The organism is Janthinobacterium sp. B9-8, assembly GCF_000969645.2.
In the GTDB taxonomy this organism is placed as follows: domain Bacteria; phylum Pseudomonadota; class Gammaproteobacteria; order Burkholderiales; family Chitinibacteraceae; genus Iodobacter.
The window spans coordinates 448748-472729 of the sequence record NZ_CP014222.1 but is presented as its reverse complement, the minus strand read 5'-3'; the positions used below and the strand labels follow the sequence as shown (position 1 = coordinate 472729).

The following is a 23982-nucleotide window of genomic DNA, read 5'->3' as shown; positions in this document are numbered from 1 at the left end:
AGAAAGTTTTTAATCATAAAAAGAAAACATATCGCATGCTTTTACTAAGAAATATACCTTGAATATCCTGACAAATATTTTTTTAACCTTAAGCAGCATCCTGCTGTCTTTGCTATTGGCGGCCCCCGCCTCAGCCCTGATTGTTCACGACAATCTGGCTGGCGCTCATCTCGAGCAAGAATTACTGATATGGCAAGATCCCAGCCGAAATCTAGATCTTGAAGGAGTGGTTCGGCAACGGGATGCAGGGCGCTTTCAAGTGCCTGCAGGGCTAATGCATACGCTTGGCTATTCACGGAATGCAATCTGGTTTTCTTTTAATCTGGAGAACCCCAGCGGACGAGATATCAGTAATTATCTGGAATATACCGAAGCACAAATTGGTGCAGTGAGCCTTTACACCCGGAGCAAGGGCGAAAAAGCATGGCAGGTGCAACACTTTCGCACCGAGCAAAGCGGGCTAAGCAGGCCACTGGCAACGATCAGGCCGATTTTTTTGCAGAAAACCCCTGCTAAAACCAGCTTAGAAGTACTGATTAAAGTGGTGTATAGCGAGCATAAAGAAATGGCCGGGCCGGTTATGTCGGATATCCGGGTGTGGGGAGAGCGCAACTTTCTGCAAGCGAATAACCATGAAATGCTGTTCTGGGGAGCCATGCTCGGCATCATGCTCCTGATGTCTTTTGTGGCTCTTGCCGTTTTTTCTGCCGCAAGAGATCAAACTTTTCTTTTTTACGGCTTAAAGCTGCTGGCACTCACGCTGGCCCACTTAAGTGCCACCGGTGTTTTACCCTTACTCTTATGGCAAGGACACTATAGCCTGACGCTCTTATATACATTAAGCGGGCTGTATTATATTTTTTCGGCACAGTTTGTAAGGCTTTATCTAAAAACACCTCAAATCACCCCGAGGCTGGATATTGCACTCAAGGGCATTATTGCCTGTGGGGCGGTCAGCACGTTGGGTGCGCTCACTGGATTTATTCAATTTGCCCTGCTGGCTTTAGAAATCGGTGGTGTCGGCTTTTTGCTTTATGTGGCGGCCAGTCTTTATGCGGTGCGCTACGGCGTTTCCGGGGCCAAGTTATTTGCGCTTGCCTGGGCCATTTATACGGTATCTATTATTGTTACCTGGGGTTTACGCGGGCTGGCGCTGATCGATCACAGCGCGTTTACCGCCCGCTTTAATTCAATCTCTATTGCTATTGAAGTCATTCTCTTTAGCACGGCCATGGCTTTGCGCGTGGCCGAAATCAACCGGCAAAAAGAGCGGCTGGAAAAAGCCTATCGCCTGCAGCTGGAAAGAGAAGCCTCCGAATTAGAAGCTCTAGTAATGCAACGCACTCATGAACTGGACTTAGCCCGCCGTGATGCTGAAGCCGCCAGCCTTGCCAAGAGCAATTTCTTAGCCCATGTGAGCCATGAAATCCGCACCCCGCTCACATCGATTTTGGGCTATGTAGATCGCTTAAAACACGACACCTCGCTTAACGCACCACAGCTACAAAGCCTGTCGCGTATTGCCGATAGCGGTGATTATTTATTAAGCCTGATTGCCAATGTGCTTAATGTCAGCAAGCTGGAAGTCGGGCTAGCAGAGCTGGATGAAAGCACGATATCCATTGATGTGTTGATCAGGCAGCTGCAAGCCCTGTTCGAAGAACAAGCCAAATCTAAAGGACTGGTTTTCAGTATTCAGTGCAGCTTAGAAGGCGATTTTGTCTTAGACGCAGGTAAGTTGCGGCAAATTTTAGTCAATCTGATCGGCAATGCCATTAAATTTACCGAAGCAGGCAGCGTGTGTTTAATACTCAGCGCCAGGCAGCAAGACAGCCAGAGCTTTATGCGGGCAGAAGTCATCGATAGCGGGCCGGGCATTGCCGCCGAAGACTGCCAGAAAGTTTTCTCACCTTTCGAGCAAACATGGCTGGGTAAACGTGCGGGCGGTGCTGGGCTGGGCTTATCTATTTGCAAAGATTTTGCAGAACTAATGGGCGGCGATATTCAATTAAGCAGCAGCTTGGGCCACGGCGCGCACTTTACAGTGCAGGTGCCCGTACTCAATCAAGCCAGCAGCAGCAAACCCAATGCACCTCTTAAAGCAATTGGGCGATTAGATGGACGACATATTCTAATTGCAGAAGATCAAGAAATTAATCGTGAGCTCTTAACCGACCTATTAATCAGCGTAGGGGCCAAAGTCAGTGCCTGCGAAGACGGCCTGAGCGCCCTCAGCACCTGGCGGAATAATTGTGATGCAGATACCATTTTGCTGGATTACCACATGCCCTTACTTAATGGCATGCAAGTCTCGCGCAGCATTCGGGCTTTGGGATTTAAAGGCCGCATTTTGCTCGTAAGCGCCGGACATTCGCCACAAGCAAATCAACTGGCAGCCGCAGGCATTGATCTGTGGATAGGCAAACCCTTTCATCGTGAATCGCTGTTTGCAGCCCTGCAAAACCAAACGGCTCCGCTGTACGAGCCCAAACCAGCGGTACTCGATCTGGAGCAAGCCGCAAGGGCGCTGGCCTATCCCGTAGAAAAATGCGCCAAAATGGCCCAAAAAGGCTTAGATAGAATCGGCCAGTTGCTTAGCATGCTGGAGCAAGAAAACAATCTGGAAACCCGCCAGCGCCATGTACATAGTGCCAAAGGCATTGCCGGACAAATTGCCGCAAACCAACTGAGCGATAGCCTCAGCTTGCTGGAAAGCCAGCCCGATGATGCAACAATCAAACAGCAAGTCATCGCCAACCATCAGCTGGCGCTGGCTGCGCTGCAAAAATGGCAAGAACAAGTGTTTTAGCCACCAAACCAAGTCATCGTCCCGTATTCTTTTATAGGAAAACGGCTTGTTTATCTTAAGGCTGTAGTGATTTAAAATGACCTTTATCACGAGAGCCTGTTTGAAACGCGTATAATCCTTACAAACTCAGCGCTTAGCCGCGCCGAAAATACTCAGGCCCCAGCCGGGCTACTGCATTAAAAAACGGCCCGACAACACACTGTCTGGCCGTTTTATGTTTTTTGCTACTTTACATATCATATTAAAGATTTTGGAATTATATGATTGGGCATTAAAATCACCACCTGCCTGCTTGCAGCTTGCTCTGAGCAGCTAAAAAAACGCCTGCCAAGGGCAATCAATTTTATAAATTAAGCCCACAAGGTTTGTATTTCCGTGATTAAACTTGAAAACGTCAGCAAGGCATATCGGGTTGATGGCCGTGATATCCCGGCACTTGCTGGTGTGTCTTTATCGGTTACAGCTGGTTCTGTATTTGGCATTATTGGTCATTCTGGCGCGGGTAAATCCACGCTGATTCGCCTGATCAATCTCTTAGAGCGCCCTACTGGCGGGCGCATTTTGCTAGATGGCGAGGATGTCACCGAGCTGAATGCCTCGGCCCTGCGTGGCCTGCGCCAACAAGTAGGCATGATTTTCCAGCACTTTAATTTGCTTGGCTCCAAAACCATAGCCGAAAACGTGGCCTTCCCCTTAAAAATTGCCGGCGCGCTCAATAAAGCGCAAATCGCGCAGCGCGTGGATGAATTGCTGGCGCTCGTAGGCCTCACCGATCATCGTGATAAATACCCGGCACAATTATCCGGCGGGCAAAAGCAGCGCGTTGGTATCGCCCGCGCACTGGCTAATCGCCCTAAAGTGCTGCTCTGCGACGAAGCCACCAGCGCGCTCGATCCGCAAACCACACAATCGGTTTTGCAATTATTGCTCGATATTAATAAGCGGCTAGGGCTAACTATTGTCTTAATCACCCATGAAATGGATGTCATCCGCAGCATTTGCGATCGCGTGGCGGTCATTGATGGCGGCTTGATTGTGGAAGAAGGCCCGGTTACGCAAGTATTTTTGCACCCTAAGCACCCCACTACCCGCCGCTTTGTTTTCGAAGCCGAGCATATCGATGAAAACAAGCAGTACGATGATTACCAGCATGTTGAAGGCAAAATCGTGCGCCTGACCTTTATTGGCGAATCGACTTACCAACCTATTCTTGGCTCGGTGGCCAGAGATTGCGCGGTAGATTTCAGTATTTTAGCCGGCCGTATCGAGCGAATTAAAGATACGCCTTGCGGCCAGCTTACCCTTGCCCTGAGTGGCCACGATGTAGACGCGGCTCTCGCCCGCTTTAGCGCGGAAGGGATCGATGTAGAGGTATTACGCTAATGGAATTCTTTAATCAACTGACCGCCAATATTGATTGGGTAGAAATCTGGCTGGCAGGGCAAGATACGCTGATGATGCTGGCAGGCTCCCTAGTCTTTACGCTAGTGCTTGGCCTGCCGCTGGGCGTATTGCTGTTTCTAACCGGCAAGCGCCAGCTGCTTGATCAGCCTGCGGTTTACGGGGTTTTATCTTTTCTAGTAAACGTACTGCGCTCTGTACCGTTTGTGATCTTACTGATTATCATGATCCCGTTTACAGTACTGATTGCAGGCACCTCACTGGGCGTAGCTGGCGCAATCCCGCCTTTGGTAGTCGGTGCCACGCCTTTCTTCGCCCGCTTAGTTGAAACCGCGCTGCGTGAAGTAGACCGCGGCATTATCGAAGCCACCCAATCTATGGGGGCGAGTACAAGGCAGATCGTATTTGGCGCCTTACTACCTGAAGCACTTCCAGGGATTTTAGCCGCCATTACCGTAACAGCTATTACCTTAGTATCTTATGCAGCAATGTCAGGTGTGATCGGCGGCGGCGGCCTTGGGGACTTAGCGATTCGCTTTGGCTATCAGCGCTTTCAAACCGATGTGATGGTAGTAACGGTCATCTTGCTGCTGATACTGGTACAGATCTTACAAATGGTGGGCGATCGTTTGGTCACGCACTTTAGTCGCAAATAATCAGCCAGTATGATGGCCGAACTTTTGCTCTGATGAATGTCTTAAAACATGAACAGCTTTCTGGTGTTTACCTTTCTAGGAAATAAACTTTTATGAAAAAGATCATTGCACTACTGGCCGCTGCCTTAGCCTTTAATGCCCAAGCCGCCGATACGCTCACCATTGGTGCGACTGCTGTTCCTCATGCCGAGCTGCTGGAATTTGTAAAACCACAGCTGGCTAAAGAAGGCGTAGAGCTAAAGATCAAAGTGTTTACCGATTACGTGCAGCCGAATGTGCAATTGGCAGAAAAACGCCTAGATGCTAATTTCTTCCAGCACAAACCTTATCTGGATGAATTCAATAAAGGCAAAGGCACACGCTTGCAAAGCGTTGCTCTGGTGCATGTAGAGCCATTTGGCGCGTACTCCAGCAAAGTAAAATCACTCAAAGATTTGAGCGAAGGCGCAACCGTTGCCATCCCTAACGACGCCACCAACGGCGGCCGCGCACTGTTGCTGCTGGAAAAGGCCGGCATCATTAAGCTGAAAGACAGCAAAAACATTCTGTCTACCAGCCGCGATATCGTAGAAAACAGCAAGAAGCTGAAATTCCGTGAGCTGGAAGCAGCCACCCTACCACGCGTACTGACTCAAGTTGATTTAGCCCTGATCAACACCAACTACGCCCTTGCAGCCAACCTTAACCCAAGCAAAGATGCACTGGCTATCGAAGGTGCACAATCACCTTACGCCAACATCCTGGTAGCCCGCCCGGATAACGCAGCCAGCCCGGCCATGAAAAAACTGATCGCGGCCTTAAACAGCCCGGCAGTTAAAGCGTTTATCTCTGAAAAATACAAAGGCGCAATTGTTCCAGCGTTTTAATGGCTGAAAACCTGTCCTAATAAAAACCCCAAGCTGTGAAGCTTGGGGTTTTTTATGCGCTCTAGCTCCGCACATTCTCCTGCTGAATATGACCTTTCCCACATCAAATCAAGCCTGGCCTGCGAATAAATGATCGACTTGCTACGCCCAGACTCTCTTGCCTCATTTATTTTTAACAAAGTAAAAATTAAGAACTATCATCATTTTTAATATTTAATAAAGTAAGTTTTTTGTAAATTAATTACAAAATTAACTTACTTAAAATAAATATTATTCTTTCAAACAATAGAAATATTGCTTGAATTTATCCACTTACCAAGCCGTATAAGCCGATATATGCCTGCAATGGGCACTGTAATAATCCAAGCCTAGCTAAGTACCAACAACTTTTAAGAGGTCAAAATGAAGCTCGCTACCACTCCACATCAGCAAGTACAGCATCTGATCCATAGTTCGCTAGAAGGCAGCAACACCGCCAAGTTTCCAGTAAAAGGGCAAGGAACGGTATCGGTTCAGCCCAGCATATTCAAAGCATTTGCCATCGAACTAAAAAGCGACAATAGCAACTCCATCCGCCTTGAAATTGAAGCCAGCGGAATCCGGCTTCTCTACAACGGCACGGAAATCGCCAAGAAAGCAGGCATAGGGCTCAATCCTAGCGGTGAGATCCAACCCTACTGGCTAAGTCTGGACACCAATAACAAACGGATTCGCTATGGCAAAGGCGAGATGCTGCGCACACTCATGCTCTTTGAATACAGCTGGGCACAGGCATCAGATAAGCAGCTTAATACCGCAGAGATCAATAACATTGATGTGCAAAATACCGAGGTAACTAAGCTGCAGCTGCTCTCCATTCCTGTAAATCTTGATCCATCCCCACATATTGTTTCTATGGATGCGGTCACGCTGGAGCTACTGGCTGACAATAAGATTAGTGTGATCTCGGATCTGCCAGAAGCTTGCCAGCACCTTTATTCAAATGTTGCCGGTGAGGGAATGAGCTTGCGCCCTGCTGACTTTCCTGATTTTCCCGAAGCCATCCAGCACTCCATCCTGACTCCTGATTGCATTTGCTACAAAAAACTAGCTGAAAAACCGACCGAATTTGGCTACTTGCGCGTCACTATTGATACCAATCTTGGGGACTCCCCTGGCCAGCCCTATGTATTAGAAATATGGCCTGCTGGCAATGGCTCGCCTATTCATGATCACGGCGATGCCTGTGCCGTGATTAAAGTATTGTATGGGCAAATTCAGGTGTCTTGGTTTGCAGCACTCAGTCCCAAAATTTTAACGCCTTGGGGAAAAGTAATCGTCCAGACAGAAGAAGTCACCTTTCTGACTCCCGATTATTATCAGATTCACCAATTATTTAACCCAAAACCCAAGGGAGATCAATTCTGCGCAACAATCCAGTCTTATCGATACGAAGCTGATAACACCCAGCATTATGAATACTTTGATTACATTGAAGATGGAAAAATTAAGCAGTTTGATCCAGATTCAGATTGGACATATTTGGACTTTAAAGCGCAAATTCATGAAGAATGGCTGGCGCGCTGGCAAGAAGGACCGGCAGGCGAGCAAAGTAGAAACTTTGACGATAAACCCGCAGCAAATGCCAAGTTAACTCAACTTTATATCCGCTCAGGCAAGATCATCGATGCAATACAAGCTGTATATGGCACGCAAACGATGCCGCAACATGGCGGCAATGGCGGGGAGCTAACTACCATCACTTTTACTGATGATGAATATATTACAGAGGTGTCTGGCCAATATGGGCAATATAAATTTGGCAACGTTACCTGTATTACTCAGCTAAAGATTCGCACCAATAAACGCTTACTGCCCGTAATGGGTAACGCGGAATTCATTAGCAACTTAAAACCATTCAATTTTACTGTGCCACCACAAAATGAAATTATTGGCTTTTTTGGCCATAGCAGCGAATACATCAATGGCTTGGGTATTCGCTTTCGCCCACGTTAATCACATTAACTAAGCGCAGAAGAGGAAGCCATTAAAGCAATGGCCTCCTCTTCTGCCTGAATGAACACAAACCCATCTGGCCATTGAGCAGCCACAAGAAAGTGCAAAGTACACGGATATACCAGCCCGCCTGCTAAGCCCTTAAATGATGCCAGCTGTTATAATCCAACGAATCTGAATCAACTTAGTAAAAAGAACATCATGGCTAATATCCCAGCTTGCCCACAATGCACCTTAGAAAACACTTACCCAGATGCAGACAATTATGTTTGCGCAGACTGTGGTTTTGAGTGGCCAATGCAAGAAGTGGCGAGCGATGACAGCGACGACACGGTCGTAAAAGATTCCAACGGCACTGTGCTAGTGGATGGCGATGCAGTTGTTTTAATTAAAGATTTAAAAGTAAAAGGCACCTCCACCGTGCTAAAACAAGGCTCTAAAGTAAAAAGTATTCGCTTGGTGTCTGGCGGCGATCATGAAGTAGATTGCCGCATGGATGCGGGTAATTTTATGCTGAAGGCTTGTTTCCTAAAGAAAGCTTAATACCTGACAAAGCAGGGAGTGAGGAGTCTTAAAACCTGCTCCCCGCTCCCCTGTATTTTAGCTACGATAATCCGCATTAATTTTTACGTAATCGTAAGAGAAATCGCAAGTCCAGATGGTTGCAGACTCAAGCCCACGGTTTAATTTTACGGTGATGCTGATTTCGGATTGCTTCAGCACACGCTGGCCATCTTCTTCCTTATAGCCCGCATAACGGCCACCATCTTTGGCTACCAACACGTCATCCAGCCACACCTCCAGCTTATCCACATCCAGATTTTCAACTTGCGAATAACCGATCGCGCAAAGAATGCGGCCCAGATTAGGGTCAGAAGCAAAGAACGCTGTTTTAACCAAAGGCGATCTGCCAATGGCGTAACCAACGGCCTTGCATTCAGCCCTATCGATGCCGCCTTCTACATTAATGGTGATGAACTTGGTTGCCCCTTCGCCATCGCGAATGATCGCTTTAGCCAGTGTTTGGCTGATTTCCAATACCGCATCGCGCAGCGTTATAAAATCTGCGCTGCTGGTGTCTGTCACTTCGGCGTTACCCGCTTGCCCTGTAGCGATCAAAATAAAACTGTCGTTAGTGCTGGTGTCACCATCCACAGTGATTGAGTTAAACGATCTATCTGACGACCAGCTGACTAACTCTTGCAATACGGCCTGCGATACGGCGGCATCGGTCGCCAGATAGCCCAGCATGGTCGCCATATTTGGGTGAATCATGCCCGCACCCTTGCTAATGCCCGTTAGGGTCACGGTTTTGCCATCCAGCACAATTTTCTTGCTCGCGGCTTTGGGCGCCACATCGGTGGTCATGATGGCATTGGCGGCTTCAAACCAATTCGCCGGTTTTAGATCGCTAATGGCCGCATCCAGTGCGCCAATGATTTTGTCGGCTGGTAGCGGCTCTAAAATCACGCCGGTAGAAAACGGCAGCACTTGCGCCGGGCTAATATCCAAGCGCTCAGCCAGTGCAAAGCAGATTTCTTTAGCGCGCTCATAGCCATCCAAACCAGTGCCCGCATTGGCATTACCGGTATTCACCACCAGTGCACGAATCTCGCCCGAGTCGCTCAGGTGGCTGCGGCAAATACGCACCGGTGCGGCGCAAAATTTATTCAGTGTAAACACCCCAGCAGCGCGACTGCCCTTGGCTAATCGCATCACCAGCACATCTTTACGGCCAACCGTTTTAACGCCTGCCGAGGCAATACCGAGTTCTACTCCGGCAACAGGATAAAGCTGGCTAGGATCGAGTGTAGGCAGATTAACGGGCATGGCTGAAGTCTCCGTGAAGGGCAAAAAGGATGATTGTAAAACACCTCTGCATCGTTGCAGGGGCAAATATTGAGCGGACACCCAAAGCAAGTAAATAGGCCTTGTTTTAAAAGAATATTTTCAAATCTTAACAAAGCAGCAGAACATGATTTTATGACCGGATTATTTTTATAAGGGTTTATCCCTGTAATAGAACTGAGATGATGGTGATAAATTGCATTGCGCATATCTCTAAATCATGCGTTTAAAATGCACTGCCTTGTTTTAAAGACCGCATAAGACGGTCATTCTAAATCATGCCCCTGAGGAGATAACAATGCGTATTGGCTTAGTCACGGACTCCTGCTGCGATTTACCTCGCGATTTTTTAGATCAGCACCAGATTGTTATTTTGCCAATTACCATTCATGGCAATGACCGCACTTTTATTGACAACCGTGACCCCGCTGCCACACGCGACTTTTATCGCCGCCAAGCTGCGGCAGGTGTTGCTGATTTTGAATCAGAGCCCTTATCCGCCGAGCAAATCCGCGAATTATTTTTATCACGCCTTGTTTTAGAATTTGATTCCGTATTTTGCTTAACGGTGATGCAATCCCGTAGCCAAATTTTTAATCATTGCAGCCAGGCTGCCAGAACCGTTCTCACCGAATACCGGCCTATTCGGGAACAAGCCCATATCACCAAGCCTTTTTCATTACGCGTATTTGATAGCGCCAATATTTTTGCCGGCCAAGGCTTAGTAGTGGCTGAAGTGGCCCGTTTAATTAGCCTGCAAGCACCCTGCTCAGAAATCGCCAAGCATATCGAGCGAGTAACACAAACCGCACAGGGTTTTTTAATGCCAGCCGATTTAGGCCAATTACGCCATCAGGCACGGCGTAAAGGCGATAAAAGTGTGGGCTTTTTATCCTATGCACTGGGCAGCGCATTAGATATTAAGCCCGTTGTGCGCGCCTATCGCGGCGAAACAACACCGGTTGCACGCATTCATGGCTTTAATGCCGGTGTAGAAAAGCTATTCTCTTTAGCCCAAGCCCATCTTGAACGCGGCCTGATTGCACCCACCATTTGCGTAAGCTACGGCGGCGATCCTGCTGTAGTCACCGATATGCCTGCCTATCAAAAATTAAAACACGCCTGCAAACAATACGCCGTGCAATTGCTGCTCTGCGAAATGAGCACCACTGCCGGGGTTAATATTGGCTCTGGCGGAATGGCCATTGCCTTTGCATCTGAGATTGAGGCAGTGCTGGATTAAGCGGTGCTAAGGAGAAGGCGAGTACAGGGTATGCAAGTCCTTGCGCGCCCTAATAAGTACCGGCTCGCCCTCATAATTACTTCCGCTCAAAATACAATTTCATTGCCAATACCGCCCCAGCCAAGGCCAGCGTTATGGCGTTAGCAATAATCAGCGGTAGCTCTTTGGTAAATACGCCATAAACCAGCCAGAGCAGCACCCCCATTACAAACACCAGATACATACCCAGCGAAATATCTTTCGCAGAGCGGGTAGACCACACCTGCCACACTTGCGGAATAAATGCCGCAGTAGTGCAAGCTCCGGCAGCAAAGCCCAGTAAATTCAAAGTGCTCATTTTGGAAGGCTCAAGAATAAAGACCCATTATCCACCGCCACCGTTACACCCAGCCAATCTGGCAACACCGCCAAGACATCTGGATGCAATTTATGTGCTCCGCCAATCTGCACCACGGCGCAGCCTGCAGCCAAGGCACTGGCCACCCCTGCGGGTGCATCTTCAAAAGCAATGCAATCGCTAGGTGCAAAGTTTAATCGGCTAGCCGCCATTCGATAAGCTTGAGGATCCGGCTTACCTGCGCTAACGTCTTCTGCACAAACAATATGTGGGGGCACGGGTAGCTGGCAGTAAGCCAAGCGATTGCTAGCCAGCGCTAAGCCCGCCGAAGTGGCCACCGTCCAGCAAGCCTCAGGCAAGGCGGCAAGCAACTTAGCGGCCCCAGGGATTTCTACAATCCCTTCGCAATCCCCTGCCTCATATTGATCAATCCAGCGGCCTTCTAACACCGCATCTAAATGGGGTGCCACACGACGGATCGTGTCTTCTGAACGCACACCCTGCTGAATCGCCATCACCTGATTTAAATCCACACCGTGGCGCTGGCACCAAGCCGTCCAGACGGCTTCTACTTTGCTTGATGAATCAACCAGTGTGCCGTCCATATCAAATAAAAAAGCGCGTGCCGTTAAAATCATTGTTCTGCTCCTGAAAACATCCTTTAGATACCCTAAATTCTGCCTTATATTTTTTGCATAAAGTTCCAGAGCTAGCTCCATTTCTTCTACAATCAGCTCATTCCTTATCAGAGCAGCAAGATGTTAATCAGAGAATGGGTGGGGAACACTCAGGGGCAAGGCTGGCAGTATCTTTACTCCAAAGCCCAGTTATGCCCGTTTCAGTGGCATTACCATCCAGAGTTCGAGCTCACCTTCACCCAACACGCCCACGGCACACGTTATATCGGCAGCGATGCTAGCGCGTTTACTGAACTCGATTTAGCTCTAGTCGCCCCCAACCAAGCACATACCTGGCATTCGGCGCCGGAAGGCGATTTAAAAGAAGTACAAGTGGCTTACTTTACGCTGGAATGGTTACAAACCTTAGCCAAGCAAGGCGCGCCCGAACTATTGCCGCTTTGCCAATGGCTTGGGCAAATTCGTATGGGAGTGATTTTTGGCCCAGCCACCTGCGCAGAGCTAGCACCGCGCTTTGCCCAATTACATGAGCTGCGCGGCTTAGCACGGCTGGCTTGCCTGCTAGAGATTTTGTCCCGCTTACAACAAGATCCAGAGCAACGGCTTTTACAAGGCGAGCCTCATCGTGGGGAGCAAGACCGGCGCTTAAATGCCGCGCTTGGCTATTTACAAGCTCATTTTGCCCAGCAAGTAACACTTAACGATTTAGCCATTGCCGCCAAAGCCAGCACGGCCACCATCAAGCGTCTATTTGCTGAGCAAATGAAAACCAGCTTTAGCGCCCTACTGGCCCAAATACGCATCAGCCACGCTTGCCAGCTTTTGCTCAGCAGCGAGCAATCTATTCCTGCTTTAGCCCAAGACAGTGGCTTTCCCAGCCTTAGCCAGTTTTATCGTAAATTTACCGAACTAAAAGGCAGCTCACCCGCCTGCTACCGTAAACAATACCGCCTGCCCAAGCCCCACACCTAACTTGCAAAGAGCTATCGTAGCACTTACATTTTTTGCTAAGCTCAATCATTCCACCTAAAAAGACCCACCATGCCTGCATCACTAGACGGCCAGTTAGTTATCGCTATTTCATCCCGCGCCCTATTTGATTTTGAAGCCGAAAATCAAATCTTTGATCAGGCCGACGATCTGCCCTATATGGCTTTACAGCTGGAGAAAATCGACGAGCCTGCTGCGCCCGGTATGGCTTATTCGCTGGTCAAAAAGCTGCTGGCCTTTAATAGCCCGGAGCATCAGCGGGTGGAAGTAGTGATTCTTTCGCGCAACGATCCGGTTAGCGGCTTACGCGTATTTAAATCTTGCTATACCCATGGCCTGCCACTGCTGCGTGGCGTGTTTACTCGCGGGCGACCAGCGTGGTCATTTTTAAAGCCTTTGCAGGCCAACCTATTTTTATCTGCCGATGAGGCCGATGTGCGTGATGCGCTGGCGGCCGATTTTGCTGCGGCGCGGGTTTACCCAAAGTCTGCCAGCGCTGAACAGCACCCCGATGAAATTCGCATCGCCTTTGATGGCGACGCCGTGCTGTTTTCGGATGAAGCAGAGCGTGTTTTCCAGCAAGATGGCTTGCTCGCTTTTCAGGCGCATGAAAGCGCCAAAGTGCAGCAGCCTTTACCACCCGGCCCATTCAAATCCTTTCTACAAGCCTTGCACCGCCTGCAACAAGATGCGGGCGACGCCCCCATGAAAATCCGCACCGCCCTTGTAACGGCACGCAGCGCACCCGCGCATGAGCGAGCGATTCGCACCCTAATGAGCTGGAATATTCAGATCGACGAGGCTTACTTTTTAGGCGGCTTAGAAAAAGGCCCTTTCCTTAAAGTATTTGCGCCTGATTTATTTTTTGATGACCAAACAGGCCACTGCGATTCAGCCGCCAGCGTTGCGCCAACCGCCCATGTGGCCGCAGGAATTTCCAACTACAGGCCAGTTGCAAACTAGGCCGCTAAAACGACAATCTATGCCACGCTTTACACAGCGCATCGCATTGCTACAGCCAAACACTTACGACCATATCATAATTATTAACAGTTTAAGCGGATTATCTCTACAACCAACGTAAGGAATAAAAATGAACCGCCTCGCTCGTCTCATCTTTCTAGGCCTGTTTGTTTTTCAATTTAGCAACGCCCACGCCTTCTCCCTATTCACTAAAACAATTCAAGGATCTGGGAAAATAGAAAAACAAACTCGCCCGCTTGCTGCTTTTACAGCCATTAGCAGTGAAACCACTGGCCGGGTAGAAGTTATCCAGGACAATACCGAAAGCATCAGTATTGAAAGCGACGATAATATTATTCCGGTCATTGAAACCATCGTGGAAAATGGCACACTTAAAATCCGCCATAAGAAATTTGATTTAGAAACTAAAACACTCAATATTATTGTGCACGTTAAGAATATTAATAGCCTTAATTTAAGCGGCTCTGGCACGATCACAGCCCCTGTATTGAGTGCAAAAAAATTCAGTATTAATGTAGGTGGCTCAGGGAAAATCCTGTTGAACAAACTAGATGCTGCTGATTTAAGCGTCAATTTAGGTGGCTCAGGTGGAGCAGCAATTCAATCATTAAAAAATGAGGGGCTGGATCTCTCTTTAGGCGGTAGCGGCTCATTTAAAGCGGCTGGCATTACGAATAAACTGTCTATTTCTATTGGCGGCTCTGGCCGAATTGATACTGCACAATTAAAAGCCAAAGAAGTGAGCCTTAGCGTAGCGGGATCGGGTCAAATTATTGTGGCCGCGCAAAACAAACTGAGTGCCAGCGTGGCTGGCTCGGGCAATATTCAGTACTATGGCGATCCGCAAACCCATTTATCTATGATGGGTTCAGGCACATTAAAACGTGTAGGCGCATTTCCAATCTGAACGATCAATAAAATAGGCATCGCCCCTGATCTGTAGCGGCGATGCCCATCATTACACTTTAAACTTTAAACCGGTCTAATAATTGATCCTGATTACTGACCTGATCAACCATAACGGCGCATTGCTTCACTTGGCTATCTGCCCCATTCGCCACGGCATGGCTAATATCCCGGATATTAGTGGTATTGCGGTTAATCACTTCGGTGGTTGAGCTTTGCTCACCGGCAGCAATGGCAATTTGCAAATTCATATTATTAATCCGGGTAATACCCTCTCTAATTCGGCCTAGCATTTCATTTGCAGCCCCCGCCTCGGTGGCCGTAATACTGGCGGTATTACTGCTTTGCTGCATTCTCTCTTCAGCCTGCTTCACACCGGTACGCAATTGATCGATCATATCGCGAATCTCCCGTGTGGATTGCTGGGTAAGCGAGGCCAATTTACGCACTTCATCGGCCACCACAGCAAACCCCCGCCCGGCTTCCCCGGCCCGGGCCGCTTCAATCGCCGCATTCAGCGCAAGTAAATTAGTCTGGTCCGCAATACTGGTAATAACCGATAAAATGGATTCGATATTCTGACTTAATTTGGCCAACTCATTAATCGCCTGGCTGGTATCGTTCATTTCATCGGCAAGGCGCTGAATCGCCTCTGTAGAGCGGGATACCAAGGCCACACCACTTTCAGTCTCATCATTCGCCGTCACTGCCGCTTGCGCTGCAGCCTGTGCATTACTTGCCACTTCTTCTGCTTTTGCCGACATATCCTGCATAGAAACTGCAAGCTGATCCAGCTCTTGCAATTGCACTTGCAAGCGCCCGGACGCTTGATTGGCCGCATCGGAAGTAAAAACCGTACTTTCCCTGACCAAAACCGAGCTATTTTTTACTTCGCTGATTAAGGTCTGCAAAGTTTGTAAAAAGTAATTAAATTCTTGAGAAACATGGGCAATTTCATCGTTACCAATAATAGGCAAGCGGCTGGTTAAATCTCCTTCCCCCCGATTAATTTCATGCAAGGAATGATTTAAATGTTCAAGTGGCTTAAGTAATTTAGCCATTAACAAACCCAGTATCAGCATACTAAGCAATACGCCAACGATCGTTCCAACCGCAGAGCGCCAGCTGAGCGCATTGGCTTCTGCCATTAATATTTCTTCATCCAGCACTACCCCGATATACCAATCCATCCCTTTTAAATTACTCAGGGGAGTAAAAGAGACTAAAAGTTTTTTACCACTTCCTTGTACAGGACTCAGGGGTTTTTCCAGAGCAGGGCTGCTGCCATCAAATAAATCACTATAATTTTTACCATTTAATTCTGGCTTGGGATGAGAAATAATTTTGCCTGATTTACTCAGCAAAAAAGCATAACCCGCATGATTATAATCCAGCGTATTTACTGCATCTGAAACCGTTTTAAGACTTAAATCTCCACCGAAAGCGCCTTTAAATTCCCCTTTATCAGAGAATCTGGCCACAGCAGAAATTAAAATCTCACCCGATCCCGCATCCGCATAGGGCTCGGTAAGCACCGCCTTAGCCGCTGCTTTTGCCACAGGATACCAAGGACGTTTACGCGCATCCCAATCTGGCGGATTCCATGTCGGATCATTAGTAATCCGCTTACCGCCATTTTCTTCCAAGCCGCCAAACATCAATAAAAATTGATCTTTTAAACCGGGCAGAGCAAAAGACTGCTCAATTTGCTCATTACTGTATTTAGCATCAATATTTTGGGCTACCAAATCAATCAGCTGCAATTTACCATTCAGCCAGTTTTCAATTTGCCTGGCGAGCACATTGCTCGATTCTGTAATTGTGGATTCGGCCTGGCTACGTAAAGTGCCACGTATCTGATTAATTTGGCTGATAGAGAGCAAACTGGCAGTCAGCAACAATACCAGCGCAGCAGCCAGACCTACTTTATGGCTTATCTTCATTGCGATGACACTCCAAAATGGTGAGTACAAGGCCCCGCCTAAATGCTTACTGACATCGAATGAAATTTGCAGCGCATTCTACTGCAAAGCCCATATCAGCAAGGCAACTCAGCCGAAACTACGTTAAATTAGCGTGTGTTAATTTATTAAAACTACCCATTCTTTTTAGATTACAAGCCGCAACACGGCAACTTTTGTAAGCATTCCTTCACTGGCTTAATTCGTGTTTACATGAATAAGTGAATGTATAAAAGAATAGTGCCTTGTCCCGCTTACAAAAGAGTAAACCATTTAAAATCAAAGACTTTATAAAGAGGATTAAATTCTTGCCTTATCTCGCCTTTATCACCGTTGTTTGGGCCCTATCGTTTAATCTTATTGGCGTATTTCTGGCAGGTCATGTCGATAGCGATTTTGCCGTACTCAGCCGTGTCGCCATCGCGGGCCTTGTTTTTCTGCCCTTTACCCGCTGGGCAGGCATTAGCGCAATGCGCAAACTAGGCACGATGGCTGCGGGTGCATTGCAATTTGGCATCACCTATTTATGCCTTTATCGGTCATTCCAGTTTTTAAGCGTGGCAGAGGTGCTGCTGTTTACGATTTTCACACCAATTTATATCACCCTGCTCGACGATTTATTGCAAAAATATTTTAATCCCCGCGCCTTAGCCGCAGCTTTAATCGCCGTATTAGGCTCTTTAGTGATTCGCTACAATCAAATTGATAGTCATGCCTTAAATGGCTTTTTATTATTGCAGCTGGCTAATCTCACCTTTGCCGCTGGGCAAGTGGGATATCGATATTTAAATAAATACTACCCGGATCAACAGCCGCAATCAGCCAGCTTTGGCTATTTCTTCCTTGGCGCACTGCTGATTACCCTGCCCTCATTTTTAATTTTTGGTGATGCCAGCAAGCTTCCTCAGCATATGGAGGAATTCGCCGTATTAGCCTTCTTAGGCCTTGCCGCATCAGCGCTTGGCTTTTACTGGTGGAATAAAGGCGCGTGCTTGGTCGATGCAGGCACTTTAGGCGCGATGAATAATATGCATATTCCGGTGGGGCTGATAATTAATTTAATCTTCTGGCATCAGGCGCAGGATATTCCGCGTTTGATGATTGGCGGGGGGATTATGCTGCTGGCGCTACTGATTAATAAATCGGCATGGCAGAAAAAGTATTAATGTTTCGGAGGCAGTGGCATCTTTTATCCACTCCTATCAACTTAAGGAGAATTCGTAGGTTGGGTTAGCGGGCTTTATCGCGTAACCCAACATTCTGGGTGCGCATAAATGTTGGGTTACGCTGGTTTATCCGCCCTTTAAACAGGCGAATAAACCAGCTAATCCAATCTACAAAAGCATCATTTCCCGCAGGTTTTGCTTAAGTTGATAGGATTGGCTAAAGCCACCCCTGTAAAACTACGCAATATTCTGGCCAATTCTCCAGAGCACGCCGCCAGGGTCTGTTACTGTAAAGTCGAGCATTTTCCAAGGCTGTGTTTCTATATCAGAGATATGAATTTGATATTTGCTCACCATATCTTGTGCTATTAAATGTGCATGCCATGCCACCACATCTTTAACCAATAAATGCATCATAAAGTTTTCTACATGATCTTTTTCATAAAAATCTTGCAGTAAAAAGCTGCAATTACCGTAATGAAAATATGCAACACCCTCTGTATCAGAGGCCAGAGTAAAACCCATATCCTGATAAAACTGCTTAGATATTGCATAGTCTTTAGCAGGAATAAACGCTTTAATTTCTACTGCTTCCAAAGCACTCATTGATTTAGCCTCCTTTATCCAAGATAGATGAGCAGCCTCATCTGCCAACGCGTTTTACCAGCCTAAGATGACAGGCACTTGCTTATTGTTTCCAAGCCACTGCCCAAACCACTGAGCACCTGTGATATCTAAATTGATTTTTGCCTGATCGCTCTCTGCCAGCTGCTCGGTCAACTCTAAATGACTATCTTTTTTCACCCCGCGCAAGGAAAGCACTTTGCGGTATTTGTCGTAGTAATACACGCCAGAAAAAGAGCCATCCTCATAGGGGCGATTAAGCCGCATGGTAATGGCCGCATTACCGATTTTTCCGTGCAAAACCTGCTCAAATAAATCATTGGGAGGCGCTACCTTGGCTTGCTCTAATAAAAGAGCCTTACCATAAGAATTCAGCAAACCAGCCAAATCCTTAGGCAAAAGGACTAAATCGATCTCATCCACGTCATCCAGCGCACGATTCACATGCGCACTGCAACGCCCAGAGCTAAAAACAGCGGCTTTATTTTTGAGCAATGAAAACCGCATATAAGAAAGTGCATCCTGCTGCGAGCTACTTTGCTGGTGCTCTCGCCCTAGGCATTCTTCATTAAAAGCAATCCGCTCTTCGATATCACTCAAATCAGACAGCTTGCTACGCTTCAAAGCCGTCTGTTGCCGCTTTAAGGCCTTTATCTGTGCCATATAACGACGCTTACGCTCTGCCTGCATCGCTTTTGCTACAACAGCTAAGCCGCTAGGCGTAAACAAATCAACAGCGCTTAGTGCCCGCCCTGTTGCTGTATCAAAGCTATAGCTACGCACATAGGATTCGCAATATGCGCCGCAACCTTCTGCATTCATCGCCAGCGAGAAAATCCGCCCATCATTACGCAGCACGCTAAAATCCAGTGATGCAGTGCCATCCAGCTCGCCGCTACTTTCAGTAAGCTGAAAAGTTTTTCCGGCTTTAAGCGGAGCCGCAATACCCACTACCGATAAATACAAAACATCGTTAATCCGATTTGCCACATCAGTCCCGCCCAGCAGATATGGCATTTTGATATCCCCTCTGGCCCAGCCCGCAGCGTAGAGAGGCGCATCTTCTGCCTTGGCTTTCCAGGCCATAGTGCGAGATTCCACCATCAAAGGCCCGGCTATGGCGTGACCGCATAGTAATAAGAAAAGCCAGCAACGCATGCTTAGTCCTTACGCGCATAAAAGAGGGACATCATGAGGCTAGCTCAGGGAACATCGTGTCGGTATAGCCAAAGCGCCGTAAATCCTTAATCCGCTGCGGATATAAAATGCCATTTAAATGATCGCACTCATGCTGCACCACGCGCGCGTGAAAACCGCTCACACTGCGATCAATGATCTGCCCCTCGGCATCAAATCCCTGATAACGCAGCTGGGTATAACGCGGCACTTCGCCACGTAAGCCTGGCACTGATAAGCAGCCTTCCCAGCCATCGACTATTTCATCACTAAGCGGCGTGAGTACAGGATTGATCAGCACAGTCATCGGCACTGCTTCGGCCTCTGGGTAACGATCACTCACATCAAAGCCAAAAATCACCACCTGTAAGCTCACACCAATCTGCGGTGCAGCAATCCCCACACTACCGGTAGCCTGCATGGTGTCGAATAGGTCGCTAATCAGGCTGTGTAATTCAGGAGTGCCAAACGCCTCGACTGGAGCAGCTTGCTCAAGCAACAGCGGATCACCCATTTTAATAACAGTGCGTATAGCCATTTTTTCCTCGCTTATTTGATTAACTCAAGATAGATCGATTCTATCCCGAGCCACGCGCCTATCCAAACTTTCGAGAAGCGTAAATGCAAAAAGGCCCCAGCATAAGCTGAGGCCTTTTGGTTAAAACTGGTGCCGACGGCAGGAATCGAACTCGCGACCCCCTGATTACAAGTCAGGTGCTCTACCAACTGAGCTACATCGGCATAAACTTTACAACACCTAATCATCTTAGGTTTTACTACTCTAATACTGGTGCCGACGGCAGGAATCGAACTCGCGACCCCCTGATTACAAGTCAGGTGCTCTACCAACTGAGCTACATCGGCGTAAAACTTTACAACTTAAATCTTTGCTGCCAGATAAGCAGAGCTTACCCTTGAACATTTTCTGGTGCCGACGGCAGGAATCGAACTCGCGACCCCCTGATTACAAGTCAGGTGCTCTACCAACTGAGCTACATCGGCAACGGCACGCAGAATAATTCATCAGGCTCATTAAGGCAAGCTTTAGGCCGAACTATTTCGCTAAGTCCTTGGAAGTAAAGAAGGCATCAGAGAAGAATTCATCATTCGGCAAACCGCGTGAAACACAATGGGTGTAGGCCGCCTCCACCATCACCGGCGCACCGCAGGCATAAACTTGGTAGCCTTCAAGGTTGGCGAAGTCATTCATCACCGCCTCATGCACCAGCCCCGTGCGGCCATTCCATGCATCTGCATCGCTAGGCTCAGACAAAACAGGAATAAAAGTGAAGTTAGGATGAGTTTGCTGCCATTCGGACGGTAGCTCAGGCATATAAATATCGGCCAGAGTGCGTGCGCCCCAATATAAAACGATTTCGCGCTGGATGCCGTTGTTAAAAGCGTGTTCCAGAATACCCTTGATCGGCGCAAAGCCCGTACCGGTTGCGATAAGTAAAATCGGTTTATCGCTGTCTTCACGCAAGAAGAACGAGCCCAACGGGCCGGTAAAGCGCATGATTTCGCGCTCTTTCATGGTGTTCCATACGTAATCGGAAAACTCACCGCCCGCTACATGACGAATATGCAGCTGCAGATATTCAGCATCGTGCGGCGCATTCGCAATTGAAAACGAGCGTTTTTTGCCGTTTTTGGTGTGGATATCAATATATTGCCCCGCCATAAAGGCCAGCTTTTCGCTGCTTGGCAGCTTTAAAGACAACACAGCCACATCGTGCGAAACTTTATCTATGGTTTGCACACGGCATGGCAGCGTTTTAATTTGAATATCTTTGCTGGCGGTGACTTCTTTGCACTCAATCGTGATATCGGCCTTGGTGCTGGCGCAGCAAAACAGCGCGTAGCCGTTTTCACGCTCCATCGCGGTTAAAGCGCTTTCAGCATGGTCGCCATGAGTGACTTCACCCGTAATCACCCGGCCTTTGCACGAGCCACATGCGCCATTTTTACAGCCGTAAGCCATATTAAAGCCGCCACGCATAGCCGCGTCTAGAATAGTTTCATCATCATTCATGGCGATTTGCTGGCCACTTGGTAGAATAGTAAGTTGCTTGCTCATTGCGATCCGCTATGCGAAAAAATCGATTACTTATTATAGGGTGCGGCGATGTTGTCATCCGCGCCCTGCCTTGGTTAACTCAACGTTTTAAAGTGTATGCCACTGCGCGTAGCACTGAGGCGGCTACCAAGCTACGTGAGCTTGGGGTTATCCCTGTGCGATGCGACTTAGATCAAGCCACAAGCCTTAAGCGCTTATCCGGCCTTGCCCGCTGGATCATTTATAGTGCGCCGCCGGCGAGTGATGGTGTGGATGATGTGCGCTGCAAGCGCTTTATCGCCAAGATGGAGCGCTACACCGGCTTTGATAAGTCAGCAATTCTAACACCTCGTCACCTTGCCTACATCAGCACCAGTGGCGTTTATGGTGATTGCAAGGGTGAATGGGTGGCTGAAACCCAGCCCCTCTCTGCGCAATCGGCCAGAGCGATTCGCCGGGTAGCGGCAGAAAACAGCTTAAAAGCGTGGGCCAGATCGCAAAAAATCAAACTGGCGATCTTGCGTGCCCCTGGCATTTACGCCAGCGAGCGCTTACCTGTGCAGCGCATTATGCAAGCCACACCTGCGCTGATTAGCTCGGACGACAGCTGGTCTAATCATATTCATGCTGATGATTTAGCAAAAGCCGTGAGTATTGCGCTGTTTCGCGGCAAGCCATTACGCGCAATTAATGTGGTGGACGATCAGCCGCATAAAATGGGTGATTATTTTGATCAAGTGGCTGATTTTATTGGCCAAGCTCATCCGCCGCGTATTAAACGCCAAGATGCCCCAGCGGTATTATCTGCTAGCTTAATGTCGTTTTTAAATGAATCACGTCGACTAAAAAATACCCGTTTAAAGAAAGAACTTAGGCTGCAATTAAAATGGCCCACAACTAAACATCTTCTAAAACAACAATAAAAAAAGGGGCGATTTATTTCGCCCCTTATTTTTTAATGAGTCATTTTTAATCAGCCGGTTAATGCCTTTCTTTCTGCTTCCAGCTGCGACATTAATCTTTGGATATTTGCTTCTATTTGCCTTGGCAGATTCACAAACTGGCAGCCCATCATCCAGGCAAAATGCCCAGGACGCTGCTCTAGCTGACGCAAGGAACGCACTTCAAAATTCAGCTTCATTATTCCTGCCGGACCAAAATCAAAAGGGACTTCGTTATACACATTGCCTCTTTCAACCATGGACTTAAGCTCATTAGGCACCCAAGCCCCAATCCCCCCCAAAGAAACATCATGCACATTCAGCCATTCACGCGTGCCATTAGCAAATAATAATTGGCAGCGGTAAGGCCGGGCCAGCGGTGTAGGCAGGCGATAATATTCTCGGCGTTGTAATTTAATTAAATCCGCCGGAAAAACAGTACTTAATGCTGGCCCGCCCTCGTGCTGGCAATTTCGTACAATACCCACTGCAAATTGTATTTTTACTCCATCAGGCACGGCCAGTACTAAAGAGCGGGCAGAATTAAGCAACATCTGATTTGATTCAGCATTGCCCCCAACATCAAACACAAAGGTTTTACCTTTGATATCAACATCAAGAATGCGAGATAAAATCAGTTCCCGACCTTCGTTTAAATAGATGGTGATAAAGGTGCCGCGCTGCGCCAGCGTACGCAGCACAGCACCGATCTCCATCGGGGCGGTGATCCGATAAGCCTCAATATCTTCACCATCCGAAATCGGACTGACTTGCTCGCTTTCACCCACGGATTTCTCACCTTAATTAATTATTCATTCAGCAAAAGTGTTAAATCATGTACAAAAACACTGGCTCCAGCTCCGTAGCTTACCATTACACGTGGCTTGCCGTTTTTATCGAGCAAATAACTACCTGCACTATGATCAACAGTGTAATCGCCACTACTGCTCATTTGCTTTTGATAAATGATTTTATAGCGCCCTGCCACCTCGGCTAATTGTGCCGCTGTACCGCTCAGGCCTAAAAACCGTGAATCAAAAACCGGCACATACTGCCTTAATACTTCTTTAGTATCTCGCTCCGGATCAACCGAAACAAATAAAACCTGCACCTGATCGGCTTTACTACCTAATTGCTGCATTGCGTTTTTTAATTCAATCATGGTGGTCGGGCAAACATCGGGGCAATGGGTATAACCAAAGAAAATCACCACTACCTTATCTTTAAAATCTGCCAAAGAACGCGTTTTACCTGTGTGATCGCTTAAAGTAAATTCGCCACCCAACGCGCCTCCACCAATATCTGCACCTTGAAACTGCGGCTTGGAGCACCCCGCCAATAAGAAAAAGCAACACATGCACAATAAGGCTCTTAGCATCCGGTTT

General features: G+C 47.8%; 22 protein-coding genes and 3 tRNA genes. 12 read left to right on the top strand and 13 right to left on the bottom strand.

Features of this window, described 5'->3' with window-relative positions; all coding sequences use genetic code 11:
• The first annotated feature begins 58 nt into the window (after positions 1-58).
• The 6 genes from VN23_RS02025 (at position 59) to VN23_RS02000 (ending at position 8270) form a co-directional block, all read left to right on the top strand.
• Positions 59-2809, top strand: a complete 2751-nt coding sequence (locus VN23_RS02025; RefSeq protein WP_046353436.1) for a hybrid sensor histidine kinase/response regulator — start codon at positions 59-61, stop codon at positions 2807-2809.
• A gap of 375 nt (positions 2810-3184) precedes the next feature.
• A complete protein-coding gene (locus VN23_RS02020) occupies positions 3185-4192 on the top strand; it encodes a methionine ABC transporter ATP-binding protein (RefSeq protein WP_046353437.1) in 1008 nt (335 codons plus the stop codon).
• A complete protein-coding gene (locus tag VN23_RS02015) occupies positions 4192-4866 on the top strand; it encodes a methionine ABC transporter permease (protein WP_046353438.1) in 675 nt (224 codons plus the stop codon). Before VN23_RS02020 ends, VN23_RS02015 begins: the two co-directional genes overlap by 1 nt.
• Positions 4867-4958: 92 nt before the next feature.
• Positions 4959-5732: a MetQ/NlpA family ABC transporter substrate-binding protein gene (locus VN23_RS02010; RefSeq protein WP_046353439.1), complete on the top strand. Its 774-nt coding sequence runs from the start codon at positions 4959-4961 to the stop codon at positions 5730-5732.
• Between the two features lie 402 nt (positions 5733-6134).
• Positions 6135-7727, top strand: a complete 1593-nt coding sequence (locus VN23_RS02005; RefSeq protein WP_082752548.1) for a jacalin-like lectin — start codon at positions 6135-6137, stop codon at positions 7725-7727.
• Between the two features lie 201 nt (positions 7728-7928).
• Positions 7929-8270: a zinc ribbon domain-containing protein YjdM gene (locus VN23_RS02000; RefSeq protein ID WP_046353440.1), complete on the top strand. Its 342-nt coding sequence runs from the start codon at positions 7929-7931 to the stop codon at positions 8268-8270.
• A gap of 57 nt (positions 8271-8327) precedes the next feature.
• Here the strand turns inward: VN23_RS02000 and argJ are convergent, their stop codons facing one another.
• Positions 8328-9557 carry a bifunctional glutamate N-acetyltransferase/amino-acid acetyltransferase ArgJ gene (gene argJ / locus VN23_RS01995; RefSeq protein WP_046353441.1) on the bottom strand — a complete coding sequence of 410 codons (1230 nt, stop codon included), beginning with the start codon at positions 9555-9557 and terminating at the stop codon, positions 8328-8330.
• A gap of 316 nt (positions 9558-9873) precedes the next feature.
• Here argJ and VN23_RS01990 point away from each other — a divergent pair, with 316 nt between their 5' ends.
• Positions 9874-10818, top strand: coding sequence for a DegV family protein (locus VN23_RS01990; protein WP_046353442.1), 945 nt, complete (start codon positions 9874-9876; stop codon positions 10816-10818).
• 76 nt (positions 10819-10894) lie between these two features.
• On the opposite strand, the gene VN23_RS01985 is transcribed toward VN23_RS01990, so the two are convergent.
• Positions 10895-11155, bottom strand: a complete 261-nt coding sequence (locus tag VN23_RS01985) for a SemiSWEET transporter (protein ID WP_046353443.1) — start codon at positions 11153-11155, stop codon at positions 10895-10897.
• Positions 11152-11793 carry an HAD-IA family hydrolase gene (locus tag VN23_RS01980; protein WP_046353444.1) on the bottom strand — a complete coding sequence of 214 codons (642 nt, stop codon included), beginning with the start codon at positions 11791-11793 and terminating at the stop codon, positions 11152-11154. Before VN23_RS01980 ends, VN23_RS01985 begins: the two co-directional genes overlap by 4 nt.
• Before the next feature lie 120 nt (positions 11794-11913).
• On the opposite strand from VN23_RS01980, the gene VN23_RS01975 reads away from it, so the two are divergent.
• The 3 genes from VN23_RS01975 to VN23_RS01965 all read left to right on the top strand — a co-directional run bounded on the left by VN23_RS01975 (position 11914) and on the right by VN23_RS01965 (position 14674).
• A complete protein-coding gene (locus VN23_RS01975) occupies positions 11914-12765 on the top strand; it encodes an AraC family transcriptional regulator (RefSeq protein ID WP_052746780.1) in 852 nt (283 codons plus the stop codon).
• A 69-nt stretch (positions 12766-12834) separates the two neighbouring features.
• On the top strand, positions 12835-13746 hold the full coding sequence (locus VN23_RS01970) for a 5'-nucleotidase (protein WP_046353445.1): 912 nt from the start codon (positions 12835-12837) through the stop codon (positions 13744-13746).
• A gap of 130 nt (positions 13747-13876) precedes the next feature.
• Positions 13877-14674 carry a head GIN domain-containing protein gene (locus VN23_RS01965; RefSeq protein ID WP_052746781.1) on the top strand — a complete coding sequence of 266 codons (798 nt, stop codon included), beginning with the start codon at positions 13877-13879 and terminating at the stop codon, positions 14672-14674.
• Between the two features lie 58 nt (positions 14675-14732).
• Here VN23_RS01965 and VN23_RS01960 read toward each other — a convergent pair whose 3' ends face one another.
• Entirely contained in the window at positions 14733-16616 is a 1884-nt protein-coding gene (locus VN23_RS01960) for a methyl-accepting chemotaxis protein (RefSeq protein ID WP_046353446.1), read from the bottom strand.
• Between the two features lie 326 nt (positions 16617-16942).
• Here VN23_RS01960 and VN23_RS01955 point away from each other — a divergent pair, with 326 nt between their 5' ends.
• Positions 16943-17800, top strand: coding sequence for an EamA family transporter (locus VN23_RS01955; RefSeq protein WP_046353447.1), 858 nt, complete (start codon positions 16943-16945; stop codon positions 17798-17800).
• Positions 17801-18037: 237 nt separating this feature from the next.
• Here the strand turns inward: VN23_RS01955 and VN23_RS01950 are convergent, their stop codons facing one another.
• The 7 genes from VN23_RS01950 to VN23_RS01920 form a co-directional block, all read right to left on the bottom strand.
• Positions 18038-18406, bottom strand: coding sequence for a VOC family protein (locus VN23_RS01950; protein ID WP_046353448.1), 369 nt, complete (start codon positions 18404-18406; stop codon positions 18038-18040).
• Between the two features lie 54 nt (positions 18407-18460).
• On the bottom strand, positions 18461-19582 hold the full coding sequence (locus tag VN23_RS01945; RefSeq protein ID WP_046353449.1) for a hypothetical protein: 1122 nt from the start codon (positions 19580-19582) through the stop codon (positions 18461-18463).
• A gap of 31 nt (positions 19583-19613) precedes the next feature.
• On the bottom strand, positions 19614-20138 hold the full coding sequence (def, locus tag VN23_RS01940) for a peptide deformylase (protein ID WP_046353450.1): 525 nt from the start codon (positions 20136-20138) through the stop codon (positions 19614-19616).
• A 127-nt stretch (positions 20139-20265) separates the two neighbouring features.
• A tRNA-Thr gene (locus VN23_RS01935) sits at positions 20266-20341 on the bottom strand.
• Between the two features lie 47 nt (positions 20342-20388).
• Positions 20389-20464, bottom strand: a tRNA-Thr gene (locus VN23_RS01930).
• Between the two features lie 62 nt (positions 20465-20526).
• Positions 20527-20602 (bottom strand) — tRNA-Thr (locus VN23_RS01925).
• Positions 20603-20654: 52 nt separating this feature from the next.
• Positions 20655-21677 carry a CDP-6-deoxy-delta-3,4-glucoseen reductase gene (locus tag VN23_RS01920; protein WP_046353451.1) on the bottom strand — a complete coding sequence of 341 codons (1023 nt, stop codon included), beginning with the start codon at positions 21675-21677 and terminating at the stop codon, positions 20655-20657.
• 11 nt (positions 21678-21688) lie between these two features.
• Here VN23_RS01920 and VN23_RS01915 point away from each other — a divergent pair, with 11 nt between their 5' ends.
• Positions 21689-22579, top strand: coding sequence for an NAD-dependent epimerase/dehydratase family protein (locus tag VN23_RS01915; protein WP_046353452.1), 891 nt, complete (start codon positions 21689-21691; stop codon positions 22577-22579).
• A gap of 50 nt (positions 22580-22629) precedes the next feature.
• On the opposite strand, the gene VN23_RS01910 is transcribed toward VN23_RS01915, so the two are convergent.
• A complete protein-coding gene (locus VN23_RS01910) occupies positions 22630-23385 on the bottom strand; it encodes a flagellar brake protein (RefSeq protein WP_046353453.1) in 756 nt (251 codons plus the stop codon).
• A gap of 20 nt (positions 23386-23405) precedes the next feature.
• Complete coding sequence (locus VN23_RS01905; protein WP_046353454.1) at positions 23406-23975, bottom strand: SCO family protein; 570 nt, start codon at positions 23973-23975, stop codon at positions 23406-23408.
• Positions 23976-23982 lie beyond the last annotated feature (7 nt).

Bases quoted from the DNA above. Each gene is read 5' to 3' on its own strand.
- VN23_RS01975 (WP_052746780.1), top strand. From the start codon at position 11,914: ATGTTAATCAGAGAATGGGTGGGGAACACTCAGGGGCAAGGCTGGCAG.
- VN23_RS01960 (WP_046353446.1), bottom strand. From the start codon at position 16,616: ATGAAGATAAGCCATAAAGTAGGTCTGGCTGCTGCGCTGGTATTGTTG.
- VN23_RS02005 (WP_082752548.1), top strand. From the start codon at position 6,135: ATGAAGCTCGCTACCACTCCACATCAGCAAGTACAGCATCTGATCCAT.
- VN23_RS01970 (WP_046353445.1), top strand. From the start codon at position 12,835: ATGCCTGCATCACTAGACGGCCAGTTAGTTATCGCTATTTCATCCCGC.
- VN23_RS02000 (WP_046353440.1), top strand. From the start codon at position 7,929: ATGGCTAATATCCCAGCTTGCCCACAATGCACCTTAGAAAACACTTAC.
- argJ (WP_046353441.1), bottom strand. From the start codon at position 9,557: ATGCCCGTTAATCTGCCTACACTCGATCCTAGCCAGCTTTATCCTGTT.
- VN23_RS01950 (WP_046353448.1), bottom strand. From the start codon at position 18,406: ATGAGTGCTTTGGAAGCAGTAGAAATTAAAGCGTTTATTCCTGCTAAA.
- VN23_RS01980 (WP_046353444.1), bottom strand. From the start codon at position 11,793: ATGATTTTAACGGCACGCGCTTTTTTATTTGATATGGACGGCACACTG.
- VN23_RS01985 (WP_046353443.1), bottom strand. From the start codon at position 11,155: ATGAGCACTTTGAATTTACTGGGCTTTGCTGCCGGAGCTTGCACTACT.
- VN23_RS02010 (WP_046353439.1), top strand. From the start codon at position 4,959: ATGAAAAAGATCATTGCACTACTGGCCGCTGCCTTAGCCTTTAATGCC.
- VN23_RS01945 (WP_046353449.1), bottom strand. From the start codon at position 19,582: ATGCGTTGCTGGCTTTTCTTATTACTATGCGGTCACGCCATAGCCGGG.
- VN23_RS01905 (WP_046353454.1), bottom strand. From the start codon at position 23,975: ATGCTAAGAGCCTTATTGTGCATGTGTTGCTTTTTCTTATTGGCGGGG.
- VN23_RS02015 (WP_046353438.1), top strand. From the start codon at position 4,192: ATGGAATTCTTTAATCAACTGACCGCCAATATTGATTGGGTAGAAATC.
- VN23_RS01990 (WP_046353442.1), top strand. From the start codon at position 9,874: ATGCGTATTGGCTTAGTCACGGACTCCTGCTGCGATTTACCTCGCGAT.
- def (WP_046353450.1), bottom strand. From the start codon at position 20,138: ATGGCTATACGCACTGTTATTAAAATGGGTGATCCGCTGTTGCTTGAG.
- VN23_RS01915 (WP_046353452.1), top strand. From the start codon at position 21,689: ATGCGAAAAAATCGATTACTTATTATAGGGTGCGGCGATGTTGTCATC.
- VN23_RS01920 (WP_046353451.1), bottom strand. From the start codon at position 21,677: ATGAGCAAGCAACTTACTATTCTACCAAGTGGCCAGCAAATCGCCATG.
- VN23_RS01965 (WP_052746781.1), top strand. From the start codon at position 13,877: ATGAACCGCCTCGCTCGTCTCATCTTTCTAGGCCTGTTTGTTTTTCAA.